At 70.8% G+C, this 18,459-nt stretch carries 12 protein-coding genes; 2 read left to right on the forward strand and 10 right to left on the reverse strand.

Annotation, left to right across the window (positions count from 1 at the left end; all coding sequences use genetic code 11):
- Nucleotides 1-366: 366 nt before the first annotated feature.
- From ffh to nsdA, 5 genes are all read right to left on the reverse strand, one after another.
- Nucleotides 367-1,929 carry a signal recognition particle protein gene (ffh, locus tag FPZ41_RS13005; protein WP_322620167.1) on the reverse strand — a complete coding sequence of 521 codons (1,563 nt, stop codon included), beginning with the start codon at nucleotides 1,927-1,929 and terminating at the stop codon, nucleotides 367-369.
- Nucleotides 1,930-2,151: 222 nt separating this feature from the next.
- Nucleotides 2,152-4,671: a [protein-PII] uridylyltransferase gene (locus FPZ41_RS13010; RefSeq protein ID WP_322620168.1), complete on the reverse strand. Its 2,520-nt coding sequence runs from the start codon at nucleotides 4,669-4,671 to the stop codon at nucleotides 2,152-2,154.
- Between the two features lie 22 nt (nucleotides 4,672-4,693).
- Entirely contained in the window at nucleotides 4,694-5,032 is a 339-nt protein-coding gene (locus FPZ41_RS13015) for a P-II family nitrogen regulator (protein WP_131558414.1), read from the reverse strand.
- Complete coding sequence (locus tag FPZ41_RS13020) at nucleotides 5,029-6,369, reverse strand: ammonium transporter (protein ID WP_152862216.1); 1,341 nt, start codon at nucleotides 6,367-6,369, stop codon at nucleotides 5,029-5,031. The genes FPZ41_RS13015 and FPZ41_RS13020 overlap by 4 nt, the downstream gene beginning before the upstream one ends.
- Before the next feature lie 356 nt (nucleotides 6,370-6,725).
- On the reverse strand, nucleotides 6,726-8,240 hold the full coding sequence (gene nsdA / locus FPZ41_RS13025) for a transcriptional repressor NsdA (protein WP_322620169.1): 1,515 nt from the start codon (nucleotides 8,238-8,240) through the stop codon (nucleotides 6,726-6,728).
- Nucleotides 8,241-8,687: 447 nt separating this feature from the next.
- On the opposite strand from nsdA, the gene FPZ41_RS13030 reads away from it, so the two are divergent.
- Nucleotides 8,688-9,347: a bifunctional DNA primase/polymerase gene (locus tag FPZ41_RS13030; protein ID WP_152862218.1), complete on the forward strand. Its 660-nt coding sequence runs from the start codon at nucleotides 8,688-8,690 to the stop codon at nucleotides 9,345-9,347.
- 160 nt (nucleotides 9,348-9,507) lie between these two features.
- Here FPZ41_RS13030 and ftsY read toward each other — a convergent pair whose 3' ends face one another.
- The gene (gene ftsY / locus FPZ41_RS13035) at nucleotides 9,508-10,719 is read right to left on the reverse strand and encodes a signal recognition particle-docking protein FtsY (protein ID WP_152862220.1); all 1,212 of its coding nucleotides are present in this window, start codon (nucleotides 10,717-10,719) and stop codon (nucleotides 9,508-9,510) included.
- A 305-nt stretch (nucleotides 10,720-11,024) separates the two neighbouring features.
- Here ftsY and FPZ41_RS13040 point away from each other — a divergent pair, with 305 nt between their 5' ends.
- A complete protein-coding gene (locus FPZ41_RS13040; RefSeq protein WP_152862222.1) occupies nucleotides 11,025-11,996 on the forward strand; it encodes an LLM class flavin-dependent oxidoreductase in 972 nt (323 codons plus the stop codon).
- Nucleotides 11,997-12,124: 128 nt separating this feature from the next.
- Here FPZ41_RS13040 and FPZ41_RS13045 read toward each other — a convergent pair whose 3' ends face one another.
- The 4 genes from FPZ41_RS13045 to FPZ41_RS13060 form a co-directional block, all read right to left on the reverse strand.
- Nucleotides 12,125-13,543 (reverse strand): sugar porter family MFS transporter, encoded by a 1,419-nt coding sequence (locus tag FPZ41_RS13045; protein ID WP_322620170.1) that lies wholly within the window; start codon nucleotides 13,541-13,543, stop codon nucleotides 12,125-12,127.
- A gap of 213 nt (nucleotides 13,544-13,756) precedes the next feature.
- On the reverse strand, nucleotides 13,757-17,311 hold the full coding sequence (gene smc, locus FPZ41_RS13050; protein ID WP_322620171.1) for a chromosome segregation protein SMC: 3,555 nt from the start codon (nucleotides 17,309-17,311) through the stop codon (nucleotides 13,757-13,759).
- A 213-nt stretch (nucleotides 17,312-17,524) separates the two neighbouring features.
- Nucleotides 17,525-17,728 (reverse strand): hypothetical protein, encoded by a 204-nt coding sequence (locus tag FPZ41_RS13055; protein WP_131558399.1) that lies wholly within the window; start codon nucleotides 17,726-17,728, stop codon nucleotides 17,525-17,527.
- Between the two features lie 380 nt (nucleotides 17,729-18,108).
- The gene (locus FPZ41_RS13060; RefSeq protein WP_152862224.1) at nucleotides 18,109-18,390 is read right to left on the reverse strand and encodes an acylphosphatase; all 282 of its coding nucleotides are present in this window, start codon (nucleotides 18,388-18,390) and stop codon (nucleotides 18,109-18,111) included.
- Between the last annotated feature and the right edge of the window lie 69 nt (nucleotides 18,391-18,459).

Here is an 18,459-nt window from a genome sequence, read left to right on the forward strand (position 1 = left end):
GGGCAGGGGCGCTCCCGGAGAGCGCGGTCTCGAAGGGCAGGTACGGGTCGCAGACCCGGAATCAGGGGTCCAGGGGGCGGAGCCCCCTTGGCAGGGGCGAAGGGGCGGCGCCCCTGTGGATGGGACGGGTAGGGGCGGCGGGGGGCGCGAAACCTGGGCGCCCTCACAGCGAGAGCGCCCCGGCGTCATGCGCGTCCCGCACGAGACGCGCCGTAGGCGAACCGGCGAACCGATCGGCTATCGGCTATCGGCTATCGGCTATCGGCTATCGGCGAAGAGCGAACGGCGGCAACGGCCATCGGCCAACGCGCGCCCAGCGAAAACGCCCACGGACCCCTGCGAGCCAAAGGCCCGCACCCCCGCCGATCAGCCCATGAACTTCTTGAACTCGTCCGGCAGTTCGAAGTCCTGCCCGCCCTGCTGGCCCGGCAGGCCGAGCGCCCCACCCGGAGCACCCCCCTGCGCCGCGGCGGCACGCCGAGCGGCAGCCTCCTGCTCCTGCTGCTTGCGCTTCATCGGGTTTCCGGAACGCTGCTGGCCCTTGGCCTTCTTCGGCTGCTTCTTCGTCCGGCCGGGACCGCCACCCATGCCCGGCATTCCAGGCATCCCCGGCATACCGCCACCCTGCGCCATGCGGGACATCATCTTGCGAGCCTCGAAGAACCGCTCGACGAGGTTCTTCACGGCGCTGACCTCGACACCCGAACCCCGGGCGATACGGGCACGCCGCGAGCCGTTGATGATCGTCGGGTCCTGCCGCTCACCCGGGGTCATCGACTTGATGATCGCGGCCGTACGGTCGACGTCCCGCTCGTCGAGGTTGTTGATCTGGTCCTTGATCTGGCCCATGCCCGGCAGCATGCCGAGCAGCTTCGAGATGGAGCCCATCTTCCGGACCTGCTCCATCTGGGCCAGGAAGTCGTCCAGGGTGAAGTCCTGGCCCTTCTTGGACGCCAGCTTGGAGGCCATCTTCTCGGCCTCTTCCTGGCTGAACGTCCGCTCCGCCTGCTCGATCAGGGTGAGCAGGTCACCCATGTCGAGGATGCGGGAGGCCATCCGGTCCGGGTGGAAAGCGTCGAAGTCGTCGAGCTTCTCACCGTTCGACGCGAACATGATCGGCTTGCCGGTGATCTGGCGGATCGACAGCGCCGCACCACCGCGGGCGTCGCCGTCGAGCTTCGACAGCACCACGCCGTCGAATCCGACGCCGTCACGGAAGGCCTCGGCGGTGTTGACCGCGTCCTGACCGATCATCGCGTCGACGACGAAGAGGATCTCGTCGGGGCTGACCGCGTCCCGGATGTCCGCCGCCTGCTGCATCATGTCCTGGTCGATGCCCAGACGGCCCGCGGTGTCGACGACCACGATGTCGTGGACCTTCGACTTCGCGTGCTCGATGGAGTCCTTGGCGACCTTCACCGGGTCGCCCACGCCGTTGCCGGGCTCCGGCGCGAAGACGGCCACGCCCGCGCGCTCGGCGACCACGCTGAGCTGGTTGACCGCGTTCGGACGCTGGAGGTCGGCGGCGACCAGCAGCGGGGAGTGTCCCTGCTCCTTGAGCCACTTGCCGAGCTTGCCCGCGAGCGTCGTCTTACCGGCACCCTGCAGACCGGCCAGCATGATCACGGTCGGCGGCTGCTTGGCGAAGCGCAGGCGCCGGGTCTCGCCGCCGAGGATCTGGACGAGCTCCTCGTTGACGATCTTGAGGACCTGCTGGGCCGGGTTGAGCGCCTTGGAGACCTCGGCGCCGAGCGCCCGCTCCTTGACGTTCTTGATGAACCCCCGGACGACAGGAAGCGCCACGTCCGCTTCGAGGAGCGCGACGCGGATCTCGCGTGCCGTGGCGTCGATGTCCGCCTCGGAAAGGCGTCCCTTACCCCGCAGGTTCTTGAAAGTCGCTGAGAGGCGATCGGAGAGCGTATCGAACACGGCGGCTTCGGTCCTCGGAGTCGGGGGCAGTGTGGGCTGCCCTCCAGGGTATCTGTCCGGCTGCGGTGGGGTCTCCACCCGTTCTCTTACGGACCCAATGGCGCCCCTCCTGAACGGGAACGGACCCGAATCCCCAACACGTACGGACCGTACGGACCGTACGGACCCACATGGGAACGGAACCGGGAGCGCCCGTCACAAAGGCGCCCCCGGCAGTCGCGGCTAACCCCGCAGCGTCTCCTCCAGCGCCCGGGCCACCGCGGCAGCCTCCTCCCCCGGCAGCGGCACCCCCTTGGCAGTGGTCACGTAGAAGGCGTCCACGGCATTGGCGCCCAAGGTGCTGACGTGGGCGCTGCGCACCTGTACGTCCGCGTCCTCCAGCGCCCTGCCGATGCGGAACAGCAGCCCGGGCGCGTCCTGGGCCCGCACCTCGATCACCGTGGCGTGGTGGGAGGCGGCCGGGGCGACCGTCACCCGCGCAGCAGGCGCGAGCACGCCCCGGCGGCGCGGATACGCCGCGTCCCGCTCGGCCAGACGGGAGGCGATGTCCAGGGAGCCGTCCAGCGCCCGTACGAGATCCGTGCGCAGCCGGGCGGCCTGGGGCAGGGAGCCGTACTCCGCGGCCACCCGCCAGTTCAGCAGGAGCACCGGCCCGTCGAAGGCGTCGGCGTCGGGCAGCTCCAGGGCCCGCAGTTCCGCCGTGCGTACGGTCAGGCGGTGCACGGCCAGGACGCCGGCCACCGCGGGCAGGACGCCCGGCTGGTCCGGTACCGCGATGACGAGTTCCACGCCGAGGGGCTCGGGCTCGCCGGAGGGCTTGTCCTCGCTCTCGCCGGGCGGCTCGGTCTGGGCGCGCAGGGCGAGGACGGGGCCGCCGGTGCGGAACGCCTCGATGGCGAGTCGCTCCTGCTCGGCGGTGGGCGCCTCGGCGTCGGCCGCGGGCTGCTCGGGGGCGTCGCCGGAGAGCACGGCGGCGACCCGCTTGACCAGGTCGGCCACCAGCGAGGCACGCCAGGAGGACCAGGCCGCCGGGCCGGTGGCCAGCGCGTCCGCCTCGGTCAGCGCGTGCAGCAGCTCCAGGGTGCCCTCGGAGCCGACCGCCTCGGCGACCGAGCGGACCGTCGCCGGGTCCTCCAGGTCGCGCCGGGTGGCCGTTTCCACGAGCAGCAGGTGGTGGCGTACGAGGGCGGCGAGCACGGCCACGTCGTCGCGGTCGAACCCTATGCGCGCGGCCACGTCCTTCACGATGATCTCGCCCGCGACGGAGTGGTCGCCGGGCCAGCCCTTGCCGATGTCGTGCAGGAGCGCGGCGACCAGGAGGAGGTCGGGGCGGTGGACCCGGCGGGTGAACTCGGAGGCCCGTACGGCCGTCTCGATCAGGTGCCGGTCGACCGTCCAGATGTGCACGGCGTTACGCTGCGGACGGCAGCGGACCCGCTCCCAGTCGGGCAGCAGCCGGGTGATCAGGCCCTCTGCCTCCAGTGCCTCCCAGACGTCCACAGTCGGACGGCCCGAGCCGAGCAGCGTGACGAGTTGTTCGCGCGCCTCGGCGGGCCAGGGCGTGGGCAGCGGGCGGGCGCCGGCCGCCATCCGGCGTACCGCGTGCAGCGAGAGGGGCAGGCCGGCCTGCGCGGCCGCGGCGGCGGCGCGCAGGGGCAGCACGGGGTCGCGCTCGGGGCGCGCGGCCCGCGCGAGCACCACCTCGCCGTCCTGCTCGACCACGCCCTCCGCCAGCGGGGAGCGCTCGGTGGTGGGCTTCCCGCCCCCGAGCATGGCGCGCAGCCGCGGCCGTACGGCGCGCGAGCGCAGCACACGCCCCACCTCGCGCCAGGTCACGTCACTGGCGTACGACACGACACGTGCGGCCTCGTAGACCTGGCGCAGCAGTGTGTCCGCGTCCAGCAGTCCCAGTTCGGCGGCGACCTGGTCCTGCTCCTGGAGGGCGAGGCGGTCGGTGGCGCGGCCGGTGGTGAGGTGCAGTGCGTCCCGGACGTCCAGCAGTCGGCGCCGGGCGTCCGCCAGGCCCTCGCGGGGGGCGTCCGCGAGCCAGGAGGCGGCGACCGCGCGCAGGGCTGTGGCGTCTCTCAGGCCGCCACGGGCCTCCTTGAGGTCGGGCTCCAGCAGGTACTGCAGCTCACCCTGGCGTTCGGCACGTCCGACGCACAGCTCCTGGAGTTCCGGGAGACGTTTGGGCGCCTGGTTGCGCCAGTCGGCCAGCACGGCCGTGCGCAGGCCCGCGGTCAGGCCGAGGTCGCCCGCGATGTGGCGGGCGTCCAGCAGGCCGAGCTGCACCTTGAGGTCCTCGCCCGCCGTCTTGCGCGCCTCGGCGGGCGTGCGCACGGAGTGGTCGAGGGCGAGGCCCAGGTCCCACACCGGATACCAGATGCGGTCGGCGAGGGCGGCCACCGCGTCCGTGTCGCTCCCGTCGTGCAGGAGGAGCAGGTCGAGGTCGCTGCGCGGGGAGAGTTCACCGCGCCCGTAGCCTCCGACGGCCACGAGTGAGACGCCACGCGGGCCGCCCTCCCGTCGCCCACCACCACCCTTCTGCGGAAGTCGCTCCGCTCCCTTTTCTCCGGTCCCGGCGTCGAAGAGACCGCGCAGCCAGTCGTCCGTGAGTTCGGCGAGGGCCGTACGGCGCGGCGGCCCGGACTGCGCCCCCTCCTGGAGGAGGCGCAGCCGGGCCGCCGCGTAGCCGCTGGGTCCCGAGTCGTCTGCTTGCGTGCGTACGTGCGTACTCGTCACCCAGAGACTCCTGTCCTTCTCGTCAGAGCGCGTCCGGGCCGCGCTCGCCGGTCCTGACGCGGACGGCCGTGTCGACCGGGAGGGACCAGACCTTGCCGTCACCGATCTTGCCGGTGCGGGCCGCCTTGACGATGACGTCGATCAGCTGCTCGGCGTCGTCGTCCTCGACCAGCACCTCGATGCGGATCTTGGGGACCAGGTCGACGGTGTACTCGGCACCGCGGTAGACCTCGGTGTGTCCCCGCTGACGACCGTAACCGCTGGCCTCGGTGACCGTCAGTCCGTGCACTCCGAAGGCCTGCAGGGCCTCCTTGATCTCGTCGAGCCGGTGTGGCTTCACGACGGCGGTGATGAGCTTCATGCGTCCACCTTCTTGCTCGCAGTGGCGGCGACCGGGGCCGGCACCGTCCGGGCGGCACCGCCGCCGGCGCCGCTGAAGTCATATGCGGTCTCGGCGTGCTCGACCTGGTCGATGCCCGCCACCTCGTCGTCCTCGGAGACCCGCATGCCGATGGTCTTGTCGAGGAGGAAGGCGAGGATCGCGGAGGCCACCAGCGAGTAGGCGAGGACCGCGAAGACACCGGCGCACTGCTTCCAGAACTGGTCCAGGCCGCCGCCGTAGAAGAGGCCCGCGACATCGGACTGGCCATGACCGCTGGCGAAGAGGCCGATCAGCAGGGAGCCGACGACACCGCCGACCAGGTGGACGCCGACCACGTCGAGCGAGTCGTCGTAGCCGAACTTGTACTTCAGTCCGACGGCCATGGCGCACAGCAGACCGGCGATGGCACCGACGGCGATCGCGCCGAGCGGGGAGACCGAGCCACCGGCCGGGGTGATGGCGACCAGACCGGCGACGGCACCGGAGGCGGCGCCCAGCGTGGTGAACGCGCCGTGGCGGATCTTCTCGTAGATGAGCCAGGCCAGCATGGCGGCGGCGGTGGCGACCTGGGTGTTGACGAACATCAGCGCGCCGACGCCGTCGTCGTTGCCGAGCCACGAACCGGCGTTGAAGCCGAACCAGCCGAACCACAGCAGACCGGCGCCGAGCATGACAAGCGGGAGGCTGTGCGGACGCATCGGGTCCTTCTTGAAGCCGACGCGCTTGCCGATGACCAGGATCACGCCGAGCGCTGCCGCACCGGCGTTGATGTGAACCGCCGTACCGCCGGCGAAGTCGATGACCCCCAGTTCGAAGGCCCAGCCGCCGGCGCCCCAGACCCAGTGGGCGACCGGGAAGTAGACGACCGTGGCCCACAGGGCGACGAACAGCGCCCAGGCACTGAACTTGACGCGGTCGGCCAGGGCACCGCTGATCAGGGCGGGCGTGATGATCGCGAACATCAGCTGGAAGACCAGGAAGACGAAGACCGGGATGGTGTATCCGTCCCACAGCTCCGTCAGTCCGATGTTGCTGAGGCCCACCCAGTCCGAGTTCCAGCCGATGAGGCTGCCGGAGTCCGTACCGAAGGCGAGGGAGAAGCCGTACAGCACCCACAGGATGGTGACGATTCCCAGGCTGATGAAGCTCATCATCAGCATGTTCAGGGTGCTCTTGACGCGGACCATGCCTCCGTAGAAGAAGGCCAGGCCCGGGGTCATGAGCATCACCAGGGCGGAACAGATCAGCATGAAGCCTGTGTTGGCTGCAGACAGTGTGGGTGCGTCTGCGGCTAGCGTGATGGCGGATGATGCCATCGGCGTCTCCTCGTCGATAGGTACGGCCCCGTGCGGGCGAAGCCTGAGCGGATTGAGGGGCGGGCCGGTTATGCGCCACGAGATTGGCGCAGCGCGGTTTCGGTCGACGCCCCTCGATGTTTCGCCACCGTGACGAAGGCACCTCGCGTGTTACGCCTTGATGAACTGCTGGATACCGGGCCGCGCGATCGTTATCGTGACGCAACCTTCGGAAGCTCCCCCAGCACCAGGCGCAAAAAGGCGCGCGTGTACCGGCCGCGGGCGGCCATCCGATGACCTGGCACGGGGGGAGCCGAGTCGAGTAGTCGGGGAGGCCGGCCGCGGCCGGAGCCTTGGGGTCCTGGAGCGGAGGGGCGTCAGACCGCGTCGGCGGTCTCGGGCAGGTGCTTGGCGAGTTGGTCGGTGAGGTCCACGACCTCGGCGAGATCCCCGAAATCGCGTACGGCCGTGTCGACGGTCTTTCGGATACGAGTGTTGACCCGCTCGGAGCGCACCTTCACGGCGACCTCCATGGCCCTCCGGGCGAGCACCGCGCTCTGCTCCGGCTCGCGCTGCAACAGGTGCACCGTGGCCATGCCGATCAGGTTGAGTGCGTACGACCGCTGGTGCTCGGTGTCCTCGGCGAACAGGTCGACGGCCTTGCGCATCACGGGCTCTGCCATGGAGGCGTACGTGGGACTGCGGCCGGCGACGTAGGCGAGGTCGCGGTACGAGTGGGAGTTCTCCGCGTACAGCTCGGCCTCGCAGAAGAAGCGGATCCAGTCCGGGTCCGGCTCGTCCCACTCCTCGGCGTCGGCGAAGGTGTCCTCGGCCATCCGCACGGCCCGCTTGCACTTGCTGGGCTGGCCCATGTTGGCGTAGGCGCGGGCCTCCATCGCATACAGCATGGACTGGGTGCGCGGGCTCGCGCAGTCACGGCTGCCGTACTGAGCGAGGTGGATCAGCTCCAGCGCGTCGTCGGGGCGGCCGACGTGGATCATCTGGCGGCTCATGCTGGACAGGACGTACGACCCCAGGGGCTTGTCGCCCGCTTCCTTGGCGGCGTGCAGGGCCAGGACGAAGTACTTCTGGGCGGTCGGCTGGAGCCCGACGTCGTAACTCATCCAGCCCGCCAGCTCGGCAAGCTCCGCGGCCACCCGGAACAGGCGCTTGGTGGTGGCCTCTGGCTGGGACTCCTGGAGGAGGTCCGTCACCTCGTGCAGCTGGCCCACGACCGCCTTGCGGCGCAGGCCGCCCCCGCACTGGGCGTCCCACTTCCGGAACATCACGGCGGTGGACTCCAGGAGGTCCAGCTCGGGTTTGGACAGCCGGCTCGGACGGCGCGCGGCGGGCGCCGGCTCCGACGCCCCGTGCGATGAGGCTCCCCCCTGCGCGAGCGAACCCAAGGGCCTGGGGGAGGACGGCGAGGGCACGAGCCAGCGCTGCATCGGCTCGATGAGGGACGGCCCGGCGGAGAGGACCAGCGAGGTCCCGAGGAAGCCGCGCCGCGCCAGCATCAGGTCGCTGCGCGAGAACTCGCTGATCAGCGCCACGGTCTGCGGGCCCGTCCAGGGCAGGTCGACGCCGGAGGTGGACGGGGACTGGTGGGCGGCGCGCAGGCCCAGGTCCTCGACGGCGACGACACAGCCGAACCGCTCGGAGAACAGCTCGGACAGGATTCTGGGGATCGGCTCACGCGGATTCTCACCGTCGAGCCAGCGGCGCACGCGGGAGGTGTCCGTGGAAATGTGGCCGGCACCCAGCTGGCGGGCCCGGCGGTTCACCTGACGGGCGAGCTCGCCCTTGGACCAGCCGCTCCGCACGAACCACGAACCCAAGAGCTCGTTGGGGCGCTTGTCAGCGTTCGTGCCGCCTCCGCCGTTGTCGCCCACTGGAACGCCCCCATTCCTGAAACCACCTGTGCGCCATGTGTGCCAAGCCCTACCAGGATGCCGGTACGGACGGTCGCGCGTCCGGCAGTCGTCACCCGTCGAACGGAGACTCGACTTGCCTCCGGCATACCCACGCGTGCATGCGCCCCAGGACTCGTGCACACACAGTAATCCTACGATCACCCGTCCAGCCACCGGGAATCCAGAAACGCCACCATTCGCCACCCCTTCGAATGAACTCACGGTTGCCTCTACACGATTCACTTGACACATGACGGCCGGGGGCAGGCGGAGCGATGCGTTCAGCGGCGCGCATCGTCGAGCACGCCCCCTGGAGCACCACTGAGCGCCACCGGGACGAGCAACCACCCGGGCCTTACGGAAACACAGGGTCACTATCCGCCTCCGTCTCGTAACCACTGGCGTGCTGGACCCGTTGGAGGGGGCATGGGCTTCACGATCGGCGGCATTCGGGACATGCGATCCAGCGCGCGCCGGCGCGGCGGCCGCTCGTCGGAATGCACCGCCGTGGCCGAGTTCACCGGGCTCTGGGGCTGGGACGTCGTGCCCGGTGCGCGGGCGGCCGCGGGCGCCTGCTCGTGCGGCAGGACGAGTTGCGGGGCGCCCGGCGCGCATCCCCTCGACTTCGCTCCCCCGGTCCGCGCCGGGGCGACACTCGACGAGGTCACCACGGCCTGGGCGGAGTTCCCGGGTGCCTCGGTCATGCTGCCGGTGGGCCGCGCCTTCGACGTGATCGAGGTCGCCGAGGCCGCCGGACACCGGGCCCTGGTCCGGCTCGAACGGATGGGTCTCCCGCTCGGCCCTGTCATCGCCACCCCCGAGGGCCGCGCCCACTTCCTCGTCGCCCCGGGCGCGGCCGCCGAGCTCCCCGAGCTGCTCTACCGCATGGGCTGGGACGACCCGTCGTCCCTCGACCTGCGCGGCCTCGGCCCCGGCAGCCATGTCACGGCCCCGCCCTCCGACCGCGGCGGCCTGGGCCCGGCCCGCTGGCTCCGCTCCCCCGCCCTGGACTCGGCGACGCACCCACCGGCCGCCCGCCTGCTGCTGGGCACGCTGGCGTACGTGGCGCATCGGTCGCGCGCCTGAGCCTGCCGTTCAACGACCAGGCCCCGCCACATCTGCAACATGTGACGGGGCCTTTTCTGTTTTTCGCCACCGTCGCTCCGCAACCATCAATTGAGGAACCACAACGGCGAGCAACCAGCTCCGCGAGAGCGGCGCCGGTTCAGGCGCAAAGAAGGGACGCTCAGTCACCGATAAGCGCATCCACGAACGCTTCCGGCTCGAACGGTGCCAGGTCGTCGGCGCCCTCTCCCAGACCCACCAGCTTGACCGGTACGTCGAGCTCACGCTGGACGGCGACCACGATGCCGCCCTTGGCCGTGCCGTCGAGCTTGGTCAGCACGATGCCGGTGATGTCGACGACCTCGGCGAACACGCGGGCCTGGACCAGCCCGTTCTGACCGGTGGTCGCGTCGAGCACGAGCAGCACCTCGTCCAGCGGGGCGTGCTTCTCGACGACACGCTTGACCTTGCCGAGCTCGTCCATGAGGCCGGTCTTGGTGTGGAGGCGGCCCGCCGTGTCGATGAGGACGACGTCGGCACCCATCTCCTTGCCCTCCTTGACCGCGTCGAAGGCGACGGAGGCGGGGTCGCCGGCCTCGGGGCCGCGCACGGTGTGGGCGCCGACCCGCTCACCCCAGGTCTGCAGCTGGTCGGCGGCGGCGGCGCGGAAGGTGTCGGCGGCGCCGAGGACGACACTGCGGCCGTCGGCCACGAGGACACGGGCGAGCTTGCCGGTGGTGGTCGTCTTGCCGGTGCCGTTCACGCCGACGACCATCACGATGCCGGGCTTGCTGATCTCGGGCTCGGTCTTCACCGTACGGTCCAGATCGGCGCCGACGAGCGCCAGCAACTCCTCGCGGAGCAGTCCGCGCAGCTCCTGAGGCGTACGGGTGCCGAGCACCTTCACGCGCTCGCGCAGCCGCTCGACCAGTTCCTGGGTGGGTTGCACGCCGACGTCGGCGGTGAGGAGCGTGTCCTCGACCTCCTCCCAGGTGTCCTCGTCGAGGTGCTCGCGCGAGAGGAGCGTGAGCAGCCCCTTGCCGAGCGCGTTCTGCGAGCGGGAGAGCCGGGCGCGCAGCCGTACCAGACGGCCGGCGGCCGGCTCCGGGATCTCGATCTCGGGGGCTACGAGCCCGGGGACGGCGGGCGGCTCCTCCACGGCGACGCCGGTCGAGCCGCCGGGGAGATCCACCTCCTCGATCGTCCGGCGCGGTTCGTCCCGCGGTGTTTCGGCCTCGTCGCCTACGTGCGGCTCGGCCGGAGGGGCGGTGATGTCGGGCGTTGTGGGGGGCGCGGGGGGCAGCGGCTTCTTTCTGCGGCTGCCGATGACGAGCCCGCCAATCGCGGCGAGCACAACCACGGCGATGACTACAACAAGGATGAGGATTTCCATAACGAGTCAAGTATGGCGTGACCCCCCGCTCGGCGGTTCGTTGTCCACACGGGGCCACGGTCCCCACCGGGCCGGGCTGGCCCGCCCGTCCGACCTCGTGTCGGCCGGGAAGCCCCTCAGGGGCGGAGTCACAACGCCCCCAGTATGCGGTTGCTGTCTGGTACGCGAAGCAGCGTCCCCAGGGTGTGTCACGGCCCATGAGGTGGACCGTGACACACCCTCCCCACAGTCACGCGGCCACCGCTATGGAAACCTGACTGGTCGTCAGCTAACGTCCCCCTTCACCTACGCCACGAGGGGGACCCATGCCCGTCACGGTCGTCCGTTTCAACCTCGTCGAGCCCGGTGCGACCCCGGCGTCGCTGGGCGCCCGCTACCAGGCGGCCGTCGAGATGGCCGCGTACGCCGACGACCGTGGGATCACCACCGTGCAGACGGAGGAGCACCACGGGGTCGCCAACAACTGGCTGCCGTCGCCGTTCGCCTTCGCGGGCGCGGTCTTCGGGGCCACCCGGCGGATCGCGGTCACCGTGTCGGCGGTCATCGGACCGCTGCACGACCCGCTGCGGCTGGCCGAGGACATCGCCGTACTGGACCTGCTGAGCGGCGGCCGGCTGGTGACGGTGGCGGGGATCGGGTACCGGCCGGAGGAGTACGCCCTGTTCGACGTGGAGTGGAAGCGGCGCGGCCGGCTCCAGGACGAGGTGCTGGAGACGGTCCTGAAGGCGTGGACGGGCGAGCCGTTCACCTACCGGGGCCGCACCGTCCGCGTCACTCCGCGTCCGTACACCGAGCCGCATCCCCTGCTGCTGGTCGGCGGCTCCTCGAAGGCCGCGGCACGCCGGGCGGCCCGGCTGGGGCTGCCGTTCTTCCCGAGCGCGCATCTGCCGGAGCTGGAGTCGTATTACAAGGAGCGGCTCCTGGAGTACGGCACCGAGGGCTGGACCATGATGCCCGCGGCCGAGACCCCGCTGCTGCATGTCGCCGAGGACCCGGACCGGGCGTGGGCGGTGTACGGCGAGCACTTCCTGCACGAGGCGCGGACGTACGCGTCCTGGCAGTCGGAGGGGACCCGCTCGGCGGTGAAGTCGGCGGCCACGACGGTGGAGGAGCTGCGTGCCGAGGGCGTGTACCGGATTCTGACGCCGGACGAGTGCGTGGCGCAGGGGCTCGGCAGCTTCGTCCTGCATCCGTTGTCCGGTGGGATGCCGGTCGACGAGGGCTGGCGCAGTCTGCATCTGTTCTGCGAGGACGTGCTGCCGAGGCTCACGGAGTGACGCCGCCGCCCCGGCCCGGGCGGTGTCCGGGGCGGGGCGGCGGTGGGTTCGAGGAGAGGGGCAGCGGGGACTTGGCCCTTCTCCTCGGGCTTCGGTGAGCGAGGTGGTAGGGGCTGGACCGGGACGGGTTACCCCATCTCCTCCAGCGTCTTGCCCTTGGTCTCCTTCACGAATCTCAGCACGAAGGGGACGGAGAGCGCGGCGAAGACCGCGTAGATCACGTACGTCACGGAGAGGTTCCAGTCGGCCAGCGACGGGAAGCTCGCGGTGATGGCCCAGTTGGCGATCCACTGAGCGGAGGCGGCCACGCCCAGGGCGGCGGCGCGGAGCTTGTTCGGGAACATCTCGCCGAGCATGACCCAGACGACCACGCCCCAGGAGAGGGCGAAGAAGAGCACGAACACATGGGCGGCGATCAGGGCGATCCAGCCCTGGGCGGCCGGGAGCCTGCCGTCGACGAGGTCGTAGCTGAACGCCCAGGCCTCCAGGGCGAGGCCGACGACCATGCCGACGGAGCCGATGACGGCGAGCGGGCGGCGGCCTGTCCGGTCCACGAAGATCATGGCGATCACGGTGCCGAGGATGTTGATGATCGACGTCGTGAAGGAGTAGAAGAACGACTCGGTCGGGTCGACGCCGACGGACTGCCACAGCGTCGAGGAGTAGTAGAACGCGACGTTGATGCCGACGAACTGCTGGAAGACCGAGAGGCCGATGCCGATCCAGACGATCGGCTTGAAGAGGAAGCCGCCGCCGAGCAGGTCCTTGAACGCCGACTTGTGCTCGCTCTTCATGGCGAGCTCGATCTCGGCGACCCTGGCGTCCAGGTCGACGTCCTCGTCTTCGATCTCGGCGAGCACCTCACGGGCGCGCGCTTCCTTGCCGGCGGAGATCAGGAACCGCGGGGACTCGGGGATCGCGAAGGACAGCAGGCCGTACAGCACGGCGGGGACGACCATCACGCCGAGCATGACCTGCCAGGCCTCAAGGCCCAGCAGCTTGCCGCGCTGGTCGCCGCCCGCGGCGTTGAGGATGCCCCAGTTGACCAGCTGGGAGACGGCGATGCCGACGACGATCGCGGCCTGCTGGAAGGAGCCGAGGCGGCCGCGGTACGCGGCGGGCGCGACCTCGGCGATGTAGGCGGGGCCGATCACCGAGGCCATGCCGATGGCGAAGCCGCCGACGACGCGCCAGAGGGCGAGGTCCCAGAGAGCGAAGGGGAGCGCCGAGCCGACCGCGCTGATGGTGAACAGCACGGCCGCGATCTGCATGGACCGGATGCGGCCGATGCGGTCGGCGGTGCGGCCCGCGGTGGCGGCGCCGACGGCACAGCCGATCAGCGCGATGGCGATGACCTGCGCCAGCGCCGCGGAGCCGATGTCGTAGCGGTCCCGGACGGCCTCGACGGCGCCGTTGATCACGGCACTGTCGTAGCCGAAGAGGAAGCCGCCCATCGCGGCCGCCGCCGCGATGAAGACGACGTGGGCGAGATGCTCGGGGTGTGCGTCCCGGGCTCCTGATCTGGATGCCTGCGCTGTGCTGGTCACATGTACTCCTCATGCCGCCGGCAACGCTGCCGGCCTGGAACAAGCCCCTTTTCAGATGGTCATACCAATGGCATGGCCATGCGACCGGCCATCTGAAGGTGAAAACAACGCTGCAGAGACTATGCCTTCATGTTTCGAAGTCAAAAGCGGGGTGAACCTGGACTTTGTTCCGCGGGCGAGAGTGACGTGTTCAACTCTTGAAAGTCGGGAGCATCAGTGAAGCCGCTGACTGATCACCTTCGACACCCCGTCCCCCTGCATGGAGACGCCGTACAGCGCGTCGGCGACCTCCATCGTCCGCTTCTGGTGGGTGATCACGATCAGCTGGGAGGCTTCCTGGAGCTCCTGCATGATGCGGATCAGCCTCTGGAGGTTGGTGTCGTCGAGGGCCGCCTCGACCTCGTCCATCACATAGAACGGGCTGGGCCGCGCCTTGAAGATCGACACGAGCAGGGCGACGGCGGTCAGTGACCGCTCGCCACCGGAGAGCAGGCTGAGCCGCTTGACCTTCTTGCCCGGGGGCCGTGCCTCGACATCGACACCGGTGGTGAGCATGTTGTCGGGGTCGGTCAGGACGAGCCGGCCGTCGCCACCGGGGAACAGCCGGCTGAACACACCCTCGAACTCCCGGGCCGTGTCCCGATACGCCTCGGTGAAGACCTGCTCGACACGCTCGTCGACCTCCTTCACCACCTGGAGGAGGTCGGCGCGGGTCTTCTTCAGGTCCTCCAGCTGCTCGCTGAGGAACTTGTGACGTTCCTCCAGCGCGGCGAACTCCTCCAGGGCGAGCGGATTGACCTTGCCCAGCTGCTGGTACGCCCGCTCGGCCGCCTTGAGCCGCTTCTCCTGCTCGGCGCGGACGAAGGCCCGGGGCTGGTTGCGCGGATGCTCGGGGTCCTCGGGAAGCTGTTCGCCCTCGGCGGGCGGCGAGGGCGGTACGAGCTGGTCGGGGCCGTAGTCGGCGATGAGACCCGCCGGCTCCACGCCCAGCTCCTCCAGCGCCTTGGTCTCCAGCTGCTCGATCCGCATCCGCTTCTCCGCGCCGAGCACCTCGCCGCGGTGGACCGAGTCGGTCAGTTTGTCGAGTTCGGCCTTGAGGTCGCGGCCCTCGCCCCGGGCCCGGGCGAGCTCCTGCTCCCGGCGCGCCTTCGCGGCCTCGGCAGCGGTGCGCTCCTCCTCGGCGCGGACGAGGGAGACCTCGACATGGGCGAGCAGCTGCCGCGCACCGGAGGCGACGGCCCCGGCCACGGCCGCCTCGTGGCGCAGCCGTGCCCTGCGCTGTTCGGCGCGCGCCCGCGCCTCACGCTCGGCGCGCGCGGCCCGGTCCAGCGAGTCGGCGCGCCCCGCGAGCCCCTTGACGCGCTCTTCGTGGGTGCGCACCTGGAGCCGGGCCTCCATCTCGGTCTGCCGTGCGTTGGCGCCGTCTGCGGCGAGTCGGTCCCGTACCGAGGTGTCGGGCTCCTCCTCGGCCGGCATCTCCTCGGCGACGGCGAGCCGTTCGGCGAGTTCCTCGGCCTCCTGTACGGCCCTGTCGAGCGCCTCCTGGGCCCGGGCGGCCGCGGCGGTGCTGCGCTCGGCCTCCCCGGCGGCACCGCGGGCCTGCCCGGCGAGCCGTCCGAGCTGCTGCGCCACGGCCGACTTCTCCCGCTCGGCCGCCCGCCGCCGCTCCCCCAACTCCTCGACGAGCGCTGCCCGTTCTCTGCGCTGCTGCGTGGCCTGCTGCTGAGCGTCGGTCAACTCCTCGCAGCGTACGGCGAGTTCTTCGAGCTCGGCCGCCGCCTCGTCGACGGACGCCTGCACTTCGAGCAGGCTGGGGGCCCCGGCGGAGCCGCCGCTCGCGAAGTGGGCACCGAGCAGGTCGCCCTCGGCGGTGACGGCAGTCAGGCCGGGCCGTGCGTAGACGAGGTCCTCGGCGTCCTCAAGGGTGCCGACGACCACGATGCCGTGCAGCAACCGCCTTACCGCGGGCATGAGTTCGGCAGGGCCACGGACCAGGTCGGCGGCGGACAGCGGGCCGTCCGTCCGCTCCCCGGCCGCTACGTCCTCGGGGGCGCCGCTCACGAGCAGTGCCGCCCGCCCGGCGTCCTGCTTGCGGAGCAGACGGATGGCGTCGGCCGCGGAGGCCGGGGTGGTGACCGCGACGGCGTCGGCGGCGGCGCCGAAGGCGGCGGCCAGCGGGACCTCGTAGCCCGGGGTCACCGTCAGCAGTTCGGCCGCCGGTCCCAGAAGTCCGCCGATACGATCCTTCGCGGTCAGCAGCGCGCCCGTGCCGTCCTTGCGGCGCAGGCCGAGGGCCAGGGCCTCGTGGCGGGCCTGGGTCGCGGCCCGCTTGCGCTCGGCCGCCGTGGCCGCCTCACGGGCCGCCGTCAGGGCCGCTTCCGCCTCGGCCAGCGCCTGCTTGGCCGCGTCGTGCCGCCCGGCGAGATCCGCGTCGTCGGCGTCGAGGCCGTCGACCTCGGCCTTCAGGGTCTCGTACTCCTCCTGGGCGGCGCCGGCACGTTCCCGCGCCTCGTCGCGGGCGGCGGCGAGGCGGTCGATCTCGGCCTGGGCGGAGGCCGCGCGGGAACGGGCCGCGTTGACCTGACCTCCCAGGCGAGCCAGGCCCTCGCGGCGGTCGGCGATGGCGCGGGCGACGTCCTTCAGCCGGCGCTCCTCGATGGACAGCTCGCGTTCGAGTTCGGCCCGGTGGGCGACCGTGTCCTCCAGGGCGCGCTCGGCGGCCTCCAGGGCCGCTTCGAGCTCGGCCTCCTGCTCACGGACCCGGGCGGCCTCACGCTCCATGTCCTCGGGGTCGCGTCCGCGCCGCTCCTCGGGGGGCGTGGACGTGGCGCTCTTGACTCGGGCGTCGGCCAGCGAGACCGTGCCCCGCACCCGCTCGGCGAGCTGCGACAGCTCGTACCAGGTCTGCTGGGCGCGCGTCAGGCGCGGCGCGAGCTGTCGCACCTCGTCCTCCAGCAGCCCCTCCCGCTGGAGCGCCTTCTTCAGCTCGGCCTCGGCGGCCTCCTTGCGCTGCTTCAGCGCGGCCTCGTCGGCGACCTCGGCCTGGAGCGCCCTGCGGAGCCGTACGAGATCGTCGGCGAGCAGGCGGAGGCGGGCGTCGCGGAGGTCGGCCTGGATCACGGCGGCCCGGCGGGCGACGGCGGCCTGGCGGCCGAGGGGCTTGAGCTGGCGGCGCAGCTCGTCCGTCAGGTCCTGGACGCGGGCCAGGTTGGCCTGCATCGCGTCCAGTTTCCGCAGCGCCTTCTCCTTGCGCTTGCGGTGCTTGAGGACGCCGGCCGCCTCCTCGATGAAGGCGCGGCGGCCCATGGGGTCGGCGTGCAGGACGGAGTCGAGCTGGCCCTGGCCGACGATGACGTGCATCTCGCGGCCGATGCCGGAGTCGGAGAGCAGGTCCTGGATGTCCAGGAGGCGGCAGGTGTCGCCGTTGATCTGGTACTCGCTGCCGCCGTTGCGGAACATGATCCGCGTGATCGTGACCTCGGCGTACTCGATGGGCAGGGCCCCGTCGGTGTTGTCGATGGTCAGGGACACCTCAGCGCGGCCCAGCGGGGGGCGCCCGGTGGTGCCGGCGAAGATGACGTCCTCCATCTTGCCGCCGCGCAGCGACTTCGCGCCCTGCTCGCCCATGACCCAGCTCAGCGCGTCCACGACGTTGGACTTGCCCGAGCCGTTCGGACCCACGACACACGTGATGCCCGGCTCGAACCGCAGCGTGGTCGCCGAGGCGAACGATTTGAACCCACGGAGGGTCAGGGCCTTGAGGTGCACGCCGCCGGACTCTACCTTTCGGCCAGGTCTCACTCCATGAACGCGCGGTTTCACCGGTGAACGCGCAGGGCACACCCAACGTTAAAGAGGGTGAGGAGGAGGGGCCCCGGGGGCAAGAAGGAAGGGACGCCGAGAGGGCGCCCCTTGCAGATCTGACAACTTAGCGGTTGATACGAGCCGCCCAACCACTGCTGACGCCCGGCGATGCAGTGATCAGGTGAGCGCAGGCTCCGCCTGGTGTGCGTCGATGCTCTCGATAAGCGAGTCGTGAGAAGCGGCAGCCGTCAGCGCGTCGTTCTCCGCCTGGATTCGTACGAGCTCGGATTCCAGGTCCTGGACACGCTGCTGGAGCCGTCGCATCTCGGCGAGGAGTCGCGGGTCGGAGCCGCCGACGTAACCGAGAAGCGCCTTTGCCATGATGGATGGTCCTCCACACTGAGTGACCGACCGAAGCGGTGTGGGTCGTGAGGGAATCGCACCCGGAGTGCTTGGCACTGTGGAGTTTTGCTGCCGTTCATCCATGCCAAACAGCTAAGGTGCGCGGGGCTTTCAGCGTCTCACCAAAAAGTTTGACGGTCAACACGATCACGCCCCGCATCGGCGGGTGACCCGGGGGCGCGCGGCCCGGACGGGCGGCGCTGCGGCTCCTGCGGGACCTCGGGCGGCAAGGAGATCATCCTTCACCGCGGAGCCTGCCACGGCAAGCGGTTCTTGGCAACCACCTGGTGATTTCCCCTTCGGGCGGGTGCCAACGGCATTTTCCGGCCGCTTCGGACGGCCGGTTCCACGCCTCCGGGTCACCGGACCTCAAAGCCGTCGTACCCCCCGCGAGGTGTGTCCCAGATCTCTGTCACACCGTCCACACGCCCGGGCGTGTCGTTGCCCTGAAGCCACTCCAGCAGCCCTTGGCAGCCCTCGTGCGGACCCTCAGCGACCACTTGGACCCGCCCGTCCGCCAGATTGAGAGCAAAACCACTCAGGCCGCCGATCTCCAGGGCCTTGGCCCGGGTGAACCAGCGGAAACCCACACCTTGGACGTGTCCGCGCACCCAGGCGACCAGCCGTACATCCTCGCTCATGCCCGCACGCTAACGGGCCAATGTCTCTCAGGTCTCACCGTCCCCCGGCACCATGCTGTAGCGTCCCGG

Source organism: Streptomyces acidicola, from assembly GCF_009377235.1.
Lineage (GTDB): Bacteria > Actinomycetota > Actinomycetes > Streptomycetales > Streptomycetaceae > Streptomyces > Streptomyces acidicola.

Excerpts from the sequence above, each read along its gene's own strand:
- FPZ41_RS13015 (WP_131558414.1), bottom strand. The coding sequence starts at position 5,032 with ATGAAGCTCATCACCGCCGTCGTGAAGCCACACCGGCTCGACGAGATC.
- FPZ41_RS13020 (WP_152862216.1), bottom strand. The coding sequence starts at position 6,369 with ATGGCATCATCCGCCATCACGCTAGCCGCAGACGCACCCACACTGTCT.
- FPZ41_RS13030 (WP_152862218.1), top strand. The coding sequence starts at position 8,688 with ATGGGCTTCACGATCGGCGGCATTCGGGACATGCGATCCAGCGCGCGC.
- ftsY (WP_152862220.1), bottom strand. The coding sequence starts at position 10,719 with ATGGAAATCCTCATCCTTGTTGTAGTCATCGCCGTGGTTGTGCTCGCC.
- FPZ41_RS13040 (WP_152862222.1), top strand. The coding sequence starts at position 11,025 with ATGCCCGTCACGGTCGTCCGTTTCAACCTCGTCGAGCCCGGTGCGACC.
- FPZ41_RS13055 (WP_131558399.1), bottom strand. The coding sequence starts at position 17,728 with ATGGCAAAGGCGCTTCTCGGTTACGTCGGCGGCTCCGACCCGCGACTC.
- FPZ41_RS13060 (WP_152862224.1), bottom strand. The coding sequence starts at position 18,390 with ATGAGCGAGGATGTACGGCTGGTCGCCTGGGTGCGCGGACACGTCCAA.